This is a genomic window from Brachybacterium nesterenkovii (assembly GCF_900163655.1).
Taxonomy (GTDB): domain Bacteria; phylum Actinomycetota; class Actinomycetes; order Actinomycetales; family Dermabacteraceae; genus Brachybacterium; species Brachybacterium nesterenkovii.
Genome location: NZ_FWFG01000037.1, coordinates 1 through 7,194 on the forward strand (window position 1 = coordinate 1; position 7,194 = coordinate 7,194).

General features: G+C 71.1%; 7 protein-coding genes. 4 read left to right on the forward strand and 3 right to left on the reverse strand.

Going from position 1 to position 7,194, the window contains the following annotated elements:
• On the forward strand, positions 1-294 hold a 294-nt coding region (locus FM110_RS04150; protein ID WP_143276250.1), incomplete at its 5' end, for an integrase core domain-containing protein.
• Between the two features lie 185 nt (positions 295-479).
• On the opposite strand, the gene FM110_RS04160 is transcribed toward FM110_RS04150, so the two are convergent.
• Together FM110_RS04160 and FM110_RS04165 are read right to left on the reverse strand one after the other, a co-directional pair.
• Positions 480-1,070: a PIN domain-containing protein gene (locus tag FM110_RS04160; protein WP_087102954.1), complete on the reverse strand. Its 591-nt coding sequence runs from the start codon at positions 1,068-1,070 to the stop codon at positions 480-482.
• A 35-nt stretch (positions 1,071-1,105) separates the two neighbouring features.
• Complete coding sequence (locus FM110_RS04165) at positions 1,106-1,546, reverse strand: helix-turn-helix domain-containing protein (protein ID WP_087102956.1); 441 nt, start codon at positions 1,544-1,546, stop codon at positions 1,106-1,108.
• A 237-nt stretch (positions 1,547-1,783) separates the two neighbouring features.
• On the opposite strand from FM110_RS04165, the gene FM110_RS04170 reads away from it, so the two are divergent.
• Positions 1,784-2,614 (forward strand): aldo/keto reductase, encoded by an 831-nt coding sequence (locus FM110_RS04170; RefSeq protein WP_087102958.1) that lies wholly within the window; start codon positions 1,784-1,786, stop codon positions 2,612-2,614.
• Positions 2,615-2,750: 136 nt separating this feature from the next.
• On the opposite strand, the gene FM110_RS14795 is transcribed toward FM110_RS04170, so the two are convergent.
• On the reverse strand, positions 2,751-4,052 hold the full coding sequence (locus tag FM110_RS14795; protein ID WP_327230397.1) for a DinB family protein: 1,302 nt from the start codon (positions 4,050-4,052) through the stop codon (positions 2,751-2,753).
• A gap of 180 nt (positions 4,053-4,232) precedes the next feature.
• Here FM110_RS14795 and FM110_RS04185 point away from each other — a divergent pair, with 180 nt between their 5' ends.
• Positions 4,233-5,318, forward strand: coding sequence for a helix-turn-helix transcriptional regulator (locus FM110_RS04185; protein ID WP_087102960.1), 1,086 nt, complete (start codon positions 4,233-4,235; stop codon positions 5,316-5,318).
• A 57-nt stretch (positions 5,319-5,375) separates the two neighbouring features.
• A complete protein-coding gene (locus FM110_RS04190) occupies positions 5,376-7,118 on the forward strand; it encodes a long-chain-fatty-acid--CoA ligase (RefSeq protein ID WP_087102962.1) in 1,743 nt (580 codons plus the stop codon).
• Positions 7,119-7,194: the final 76 nt, after the last annotated feature.

Sequence of the window (7,194 nt, forward strand, 5' to 3'; positions counted from 1 at the left end):
TCGGTCTACACCTCCAAGGCCTACGCCGAGCTCTGCCAGCAACTCGGCGTCATCCAGTCGATGGGAGCCGTCGCCACCAGCGCCGACAACGCGATGGCAGAGTCATTCAACGCGACGCTGAAGCGCGAGGTTCTCCGGGACGCCGCGTGCTTCACCGACGAGCTGTCCTGCCGCCGCAAGATGTTCCGATGGCTGACCCGCTACAACACCAAGCGCCGCCATTCCTGGTGCCGCTACCTCTCCCCGAACGCCTACGAGCGCGCCTACACCGCTACGCTGGCGCTCGCAGCGTAAACAACCCCCGTGTCCACGAACCGGGGGTAGGCCCCGGGCGGGGTGACATCGTCGGCGCGCAGAAGCTCGATAACGTTATCGATGCCGCCGATGCTTGATAACGTTATCGCGCCTCTATCTGGCATTGATAACATTATCGCCATGCGCACGCCGGTGAACTGCCCCTTCACCCCAGGCTCCTGCGGCTAGAAGCCCCGAACCGCCATCTCGCGGAGAGCGGCCTGGACACGATCGGCGAACTGTGGGCACCCCGCTCGGCGCAGTGCGCCATCGAGCTGGCATGCATCACCCTCGCGCTCAGCACGAGCGCTCCAATAGCGGAACTGGTACTCCACGATCGGGTGCACACAGCACGGATTCGAGTCCGCGACGAGGAGGAAGAAGTCGTCCGGGTGCATGATCTCGTACGGCTCATCGTCCGGAGCCGCCGTGAAGTCAGCCGGATCGTTCGCCGTCAGCAGGATGTCCGCTCGCGAACCGATCGCGGCGGCGTGGACGTGGTAGTCGCCGGCATCGGAACCTGTGAAGGTCTCTTTTCCCGAGAAGTCCGAGAGGACCTCGTCGACGCACGCTCGTATCCGCTGAGCGAGCTGATGGACCACCCCACCGGGCAGACGCGGATTCCTCTTGCGCAGACTCCGGAGGACCTCCGCCAGCACATCCTCCGTCGAGTGGAGCTGGAACATGCCCTCGTTGTCACGGCGCAGGAGAAGCAGCCAGTCCCTGCAGGTCCGACTGACCAGCACATTGGCATCGACGAAGACTCTCTGGGTCACCCGCCGAGCCTATGGCAAGATGCACCTCCCTGCCCTCAATCGTCGAGAAGGTCGGCGTGGTCCGCCTCGAGCTCGCGCAGGTCCTCGAATGCGGCTCGCCGTTTCTCGGCGCGCTCTGCACGCAGACGCAGGACGTCCTCCCGCCGGAAGCGCGTGTGGGTGCCGACCCGGTGCGACGGAATCGCCCCCTCGCGCGCCCACTTCATGAGGGTGGGCCGGGAGACGCCCAGCATTTCTGCGGCGACCGTGCTGGTCAGCTCGTCGGGAACCCTCCCGATCACGACCTCGCCACGATGGGCGACCGACTGCAGGGTCGCCAGCAGCATCTGCTGAAGCTCCGAGGGGAGAGAGACGTCCCGGCCATCGGCGGTGCGGAGGACGAGCGTCGCACCAGCGGTCTCCGGTGCCCGACGCGCCTCGTCGACGGTCGCATCGGTGATCGCGACGCGGGCAGCAGTCATGAGTGTGGCGGTCATGGGGTATCTATCTCCTTCCCGCACGGATCCGTGCCAGGGACGCGGGGTGCGAATCCCAACCCTATGAGCTTTTCACATATAAGTGCAATGCCGTTGTGCGAGTCATCGCCTCTGCACATGCTCGCACGGCCGCCCTCCCCACCCGTCTGTCAGGCCCCGGTCCTACGCTGGCGCCATGACGGGCCGTGCACGGCCCCTGCCGATCACCGCGATCATGTCCACCGCCAGGAGGCACCCATGACCATCGTCCCCGATCTCGCGTTCCATGACGGCCGCAGCATCCCGCAGCTCGGCTACGGCGTCTGGCAGGTCCCGGACGACGTCGCCGCGGACGTCGTCGAGCAGGCCCTGCGCGCGGGCTACCGCCACATCGACACCGCCGCGATCTACGGCAACGAGGAAGGCGTGGGCCGAGCGATCACGGCCTCGGGCGTGCCGCGCGAGGAGATCTTCGTGACCACCAAGCTGTGGAACGACCGTCACGATGACGTCGCCGCCGCCCTCGACGAGTCCCTCGAGCGCCTGGGGCTGGAGCACGTGGACCTGTACCTCATCCACTGGGCGCGCGTGGACCAGGGCCAGTACGTCGAGGCATGGAAGGGCCTGATCGAGGCCCAGAAGCAGGGCAAGGCGACGTCCATCGGCGTCTCGAACTTCCCGGCCGCCCAGCTCGAGGAGATCATCGAGGCCACGGGCGTGGCGCCGGTGATCCATCAGATCGAGCTGCACCCGTACTTCCAGCAGGGCGAGCTGCGCGCCGTGAACGCGCGCCACGGGATCCTCACCGAGTCCTGGTCGCCGCTGGGCCAGGGCGGCGGCGAGCTCGAGGATCCGGTGATCACCGAGATCGCGCAGGCCCACGGCGTCGAGCCCGCGCAGGTGATCATCGCCTGGCACCTGGCCAACGGTTTGGTCGTGATCCCCAAGTCGGAGACCCCGGCGCGCATCGTCTCCAACCTCGCCGCCGCCGAGCTCGAGCTCACCGAGGACGAGGTCGAGCGCATCAACGGCCTGGACAGGTCGCCGTTCGGCCGCCAGGGCGCGGACCCCGCCACGGCCGATTTCTGACGGGCGGCGCCTGACGCGGGAGGGGAGGTCGACGTGAAGTCGGCCTCCTCCCGCGTCACGGCCGCCCCGGTCGAGCGTCACGATGCGACTCATCCACCGCCCGATCTGAGTCGCACCATGGCACTCGGCGAGCAGATCAGCGCATATGCGCGTGCAGGTCGCGCAGCAGGGCGACCTCGGCGAGGTGGTGGATCAGCTCGCGATGGATGTTCGCCACGAGATCTGCACGCGAGCGCTCGGCCCACTCCCCCTCCGCGGCCCCGCACGGCTGCGCGAGGTCCTCGTCGGTCCACGAGCGCACGCCCTCGACCCAGCGGGCGATCTGCTCATCCAGCTGCGCGAGCGCTCTCTCAGCGGTCGACGCGTACTCCCAGCTCATGTAGTCGGCGGCGGGCGCCCCGAAGTGGGCAACATTGCGCATGGCCAGCACGCCGACGATCACGTGACCCAGGCGCCAGGCGATCGTGGTGAACGGCGCCGGGTCCGGCTCCGGATAGGCGAAGTCGATGACCATCTCCCCGCTGCCGCCCTGGATCACGCCCTCGGGGAGGTCGTCCCGGCGCGGATGCACGGTCCAGGCGGAGCCGTCCATGATCGGGTCGAAGAGGTACTCCTCATCGGTCATGCCCTGCAGACGCGGCCGCAGCCTCTCGGTCCACTGATGCAGGAGCTGCTCGAGCAGCACGTCGCGCACGGACGGCCCGGTCAGCCCCGCGGCACCTGCCAGCTCCTCGCCCTCTGCCGATCCCAGGACGCCACCCATCGCCACACGCTCCGGCGCAGATGCGTCGGCCCCCGCCTCCCGGCTGTCCGCGGTCGCGGCCGGCGCATCGTCGCGGTGGCCGGGCACGCTCCAGCCCTCGGGCGGCCACGGCTCACCGTCGACCCGGGCGTTGAGCTCATAGGCGATCTTCCCGTCGATGCTCTCGCGGATGATGTCGGCATGCCCGGCGTGGCGCGCGACCTCCTCGATCGCGTGCGCGGCCACCCATCGCGCGGGCCAGGACTCCAGGTCCTCCGGGAACCAGGGAGCGTCCGGCACGGGGATCCGGCGCTCGAGATCCGCCGAGCGGATCAGCTGCTCGACCCGGTCGGCCACCGCGCACAGCTCCGCGATCAGGCTCTCGGCAGAATCACTCGCGCGCACTCCCGCGGGGTCGCATGCGCCCGCCGCGAGGTCCGCGGGGCCCTCGAGCGACCCGCGCCCGGTGCCCCCGCGCCCGGCGCCGGGTTCCAGCAGTGCTATCAGGCCGCCATCGGCGATCAGAGAGACGTGGCGCGCGAGGATCGCCAGGTTCATGCCGCTGGCGGTCGGGATGGCGCGGATCTGCTGGTCGTCCAGGCCGTGCAGCGCGGTGGCGAGCTGCCGGATCTGCTGGGCGGCGAAGGTCGCGAGCATGTCGTGCTCATCGGTCACCGTGGGGGTCAGGAAGGGCATCGGGATCTCCTGTCGGTCGAATGGTGCGCAGGAGCCGCGCATCGGTCTGCGCGCCGCCGTCGCCTCGGTCGGTTCCGCGCTGAGCGGGCTGTCCGATGACGCGGTCGGCGCGTCTGTCGCGACCACACTCCAGTCGCCTGCGGACAGATCCTGTCCTTGAAGTGGGGCAGGATCGGATCCATGACCGCCGACGTGACCTCCCGCGCCCTGCGCCTCCTCGCGCTGCTGCAGTCGCGCACACTGTGGAGCGGCGAGGAGCTCGCCGAGCACCTGGACGTCACCATCCGCTCCGTGCGGCGGGACATCGACCGGCTCCGCGCCCTCGGCTATCCGGTGCTCGCCTCGTCCGGGCACGGCGGCGGTTACCGGCTCGGCCCGGGGCGTACGCTGCCGCCGCTCCTGCTGGGGCCCGAGGAGGCGGTCGCCGTGGCCGTCGGCCTGCAGCTCGCCGCGGCCTCCCCGATCGACGGGCTCCAGGACGGCGCCGTGCGGGCCCTGTCGATCCTCGACCCTGTGCTCCCGCCCGCGGCACGCGCGGAGGCCCGCGCGATCGGCGACACGCTCGGCGTGCTCACCTCCCGCAGCGGCACCGTCGCCGGCCCGGTCCTGCTCGTGCTCGCACGGGCCGTCCGCGACGGGGTGCAGGTGCGCCTGGACTACCGCCGGGCCGACGGCGAGCGCTCCTCCCGCCGCCTCGAGCCCTACCGGGTTCTGGCCGTCGACGGCCGCTGGTACCTCTTCGCCTGGGACCTCGACCGGGAGGACTGGCGCACGTTCCGCCTGGACAGGATCCTCGAGGCCCGCCCCTCGACGTTCCGCTTCGCCCCGCGCGAGACCCCGGACGTCGACGAGCATGTGCGAGCCTCGATCACCGGGGCGCGGGCACCGCGACCGATGACGGTGCGCCTGCGGGCATCGGCCGAGGAGGTCGCCGCACGGATCCCGGCGAGCGTCGGCACGGTCGAGCGCGGCGAGCCGATCCGAGCTCCCCTCGCCGACCTGTCCGATCGGCCGGACGGGGCAGGCGCGGTGACCGAGCGCGCGGAGGGCGCCGAGACATGCGTGCTGCGCATCAGCGGCGGCGACCCCGCCTGGACGGTGATGCACCTGGCGCGTCTGGGCCATCGCGTGCTTGCCGTCGATCCGCCGGAGCTCGCCACGGAGATCGCCCGCCAGGCCGCCTGGTTCGACGATGCACGCGCCGCGCTCGCCGAGCCGACCCCGACGTCGAGCGTCACGCTGAGACCCACCCGCGGGCCGATCTGAGTCGCAGCGTGACGCTCGGCGCGCAGATCAGCGCGCGCACGGGAGGACAATGGAGCGATGACCCCTGCCGCACCCCGCTTCTCGTACGACGACGTCCCGCCCGCGCCCTGGACCGCGCACTACCAGCCGGGCGTCCCGGAGCGGATCGAGCTGCCGACCGAAAGCCTCGTCGCGATGCTCGAGCGCTCGGTCGCGGAGGCCGGCGACGCGATCGCCCTCGACCTGATGGGCGCGACCACCACGTACCGGGAGCTGGGCGAGCAGGTGGCGCGGGCGGCGGCGGGACTGGCCCAGCTGGGCGTGGGCGCCGGCGATCGCGTGGTCATCATGCTGCCCAACTGCCCCCAGCACGTGATCGCGTTCTACGCGGTGCTGCGGCTCGGCGCGGTGGTCGTCGAGCACAATCCGCTGTACACGGTCGACGAGCTGCGGCCGGTGCTCGCCGACCACGGTGCCCGGCACGCGATCGTCTGGGACAGGGCCGCCGACAAGCTCACCGGCCTGCCCGCGGGCGAGGGCCCGGAGACCGTCGTCTCCGTGAACCTCCTGCACGCCCTGCCGCGGACGAAGCGCCTGGCGCTCGCCCTGCCGCTGCCCGCGCTGCGCCGCACCCGCGCGAAGCTCCACGCCGAGGCCCCCGGCACGATCGCCTGGGAGCGCCTGCTGCGCCGTGCACCGCTTCCCGCCGACCATCCCCGCCCGGGCGTCGACGACCTCGCCGTCATCCAGTACACCTCCGGCACCACGGGGCGGCCGCGCGGAGCGATGCTCACGCACCTGAACCTGCACGCCAACGCCCTGCAGGGCGAGGCCTGGATGCACGGCGCGCAATACCGGCAGGAGGTGTTCTACGCGCTGCTGCCGATGTTCCACGCGTTCGGGATGACGCTGTACCTCACGTACGGGGTGCTCAAGCAGGCGCGCCTCGTGCTGTTCCCGTCGTTCGACGTGGACCAGGTGCTCACGGCGGCCAAGCGCGTGCCGCCCACCGTGTACTGCGCGGTGCCGCCGATCTACGAGCGCACGGCGAACGCCGTCCGCGAGCGCGGCATCGACCTGACGTCGGCGAAGTACTGCATCTCGGGCGCCATGAAGCTCAACGACTCCACCGTCGAGGCGTGGGAGGAGGTCTCCGGCGGGCTGCTGGTCGAGGGCTACGGCATGACCGAGGCCTCCCCCGTCGCGCTGGGCAATCCGTTCTGGCCCACACGGCGCACGGGCACGATCGGCGTGCCGTTCCCGTCGACGTGGATGCGCGTGGCCGATCCCGAGGACCCCTCCCAGGACGTCGCGCCGGGCGAGCCCGGGGAGCTGCTGATCATGGGCCCGCAGGTGTTCCAGGGGTACTGGAACGACGCCGAGGCGACCGCCGGCGCTCTCCACGAGGGCCGCTGGCTGCGCACCGGGGACATCGTGACGGTCGACGAGGACGGCTTCGCCACGATCGTCGACCGCCTCAAGGAGCTCATCATCACCGGCGGCTTCAACGTCTCCCCCAGCGAGGTGGAGGCGGTGCTCGAGACGCATCCGGCGATCGCGGAGGCGGCCGTGGTGGGCGTGGACGCCGACGGGCGCGGCGAGCAGGTGATGGCCGCCGTGGTCCTCGCCGAGGGCGCCGCGGGCACCGGAGCCGCTGCGCTCCACGAGGCCGAGGTGCGTGAGTACTGCCGCGAGCACCTGGCCCGCTACAAGGTGCCGCGCAGGATCCTCGAGCTCGACGAGCTGCCCCACTCGATGCTCGGCAAGGTCATGCGCCGCCAGGTGCGCGAGCAGGTCGAGCGGGCGATCGGCACCGCCTGATCGCCGACGCACCCTCATCATCCGGACAGCACCTGCCCGCATCCAGACAGCCCCCGCCGCCTGCACCCCCACACCC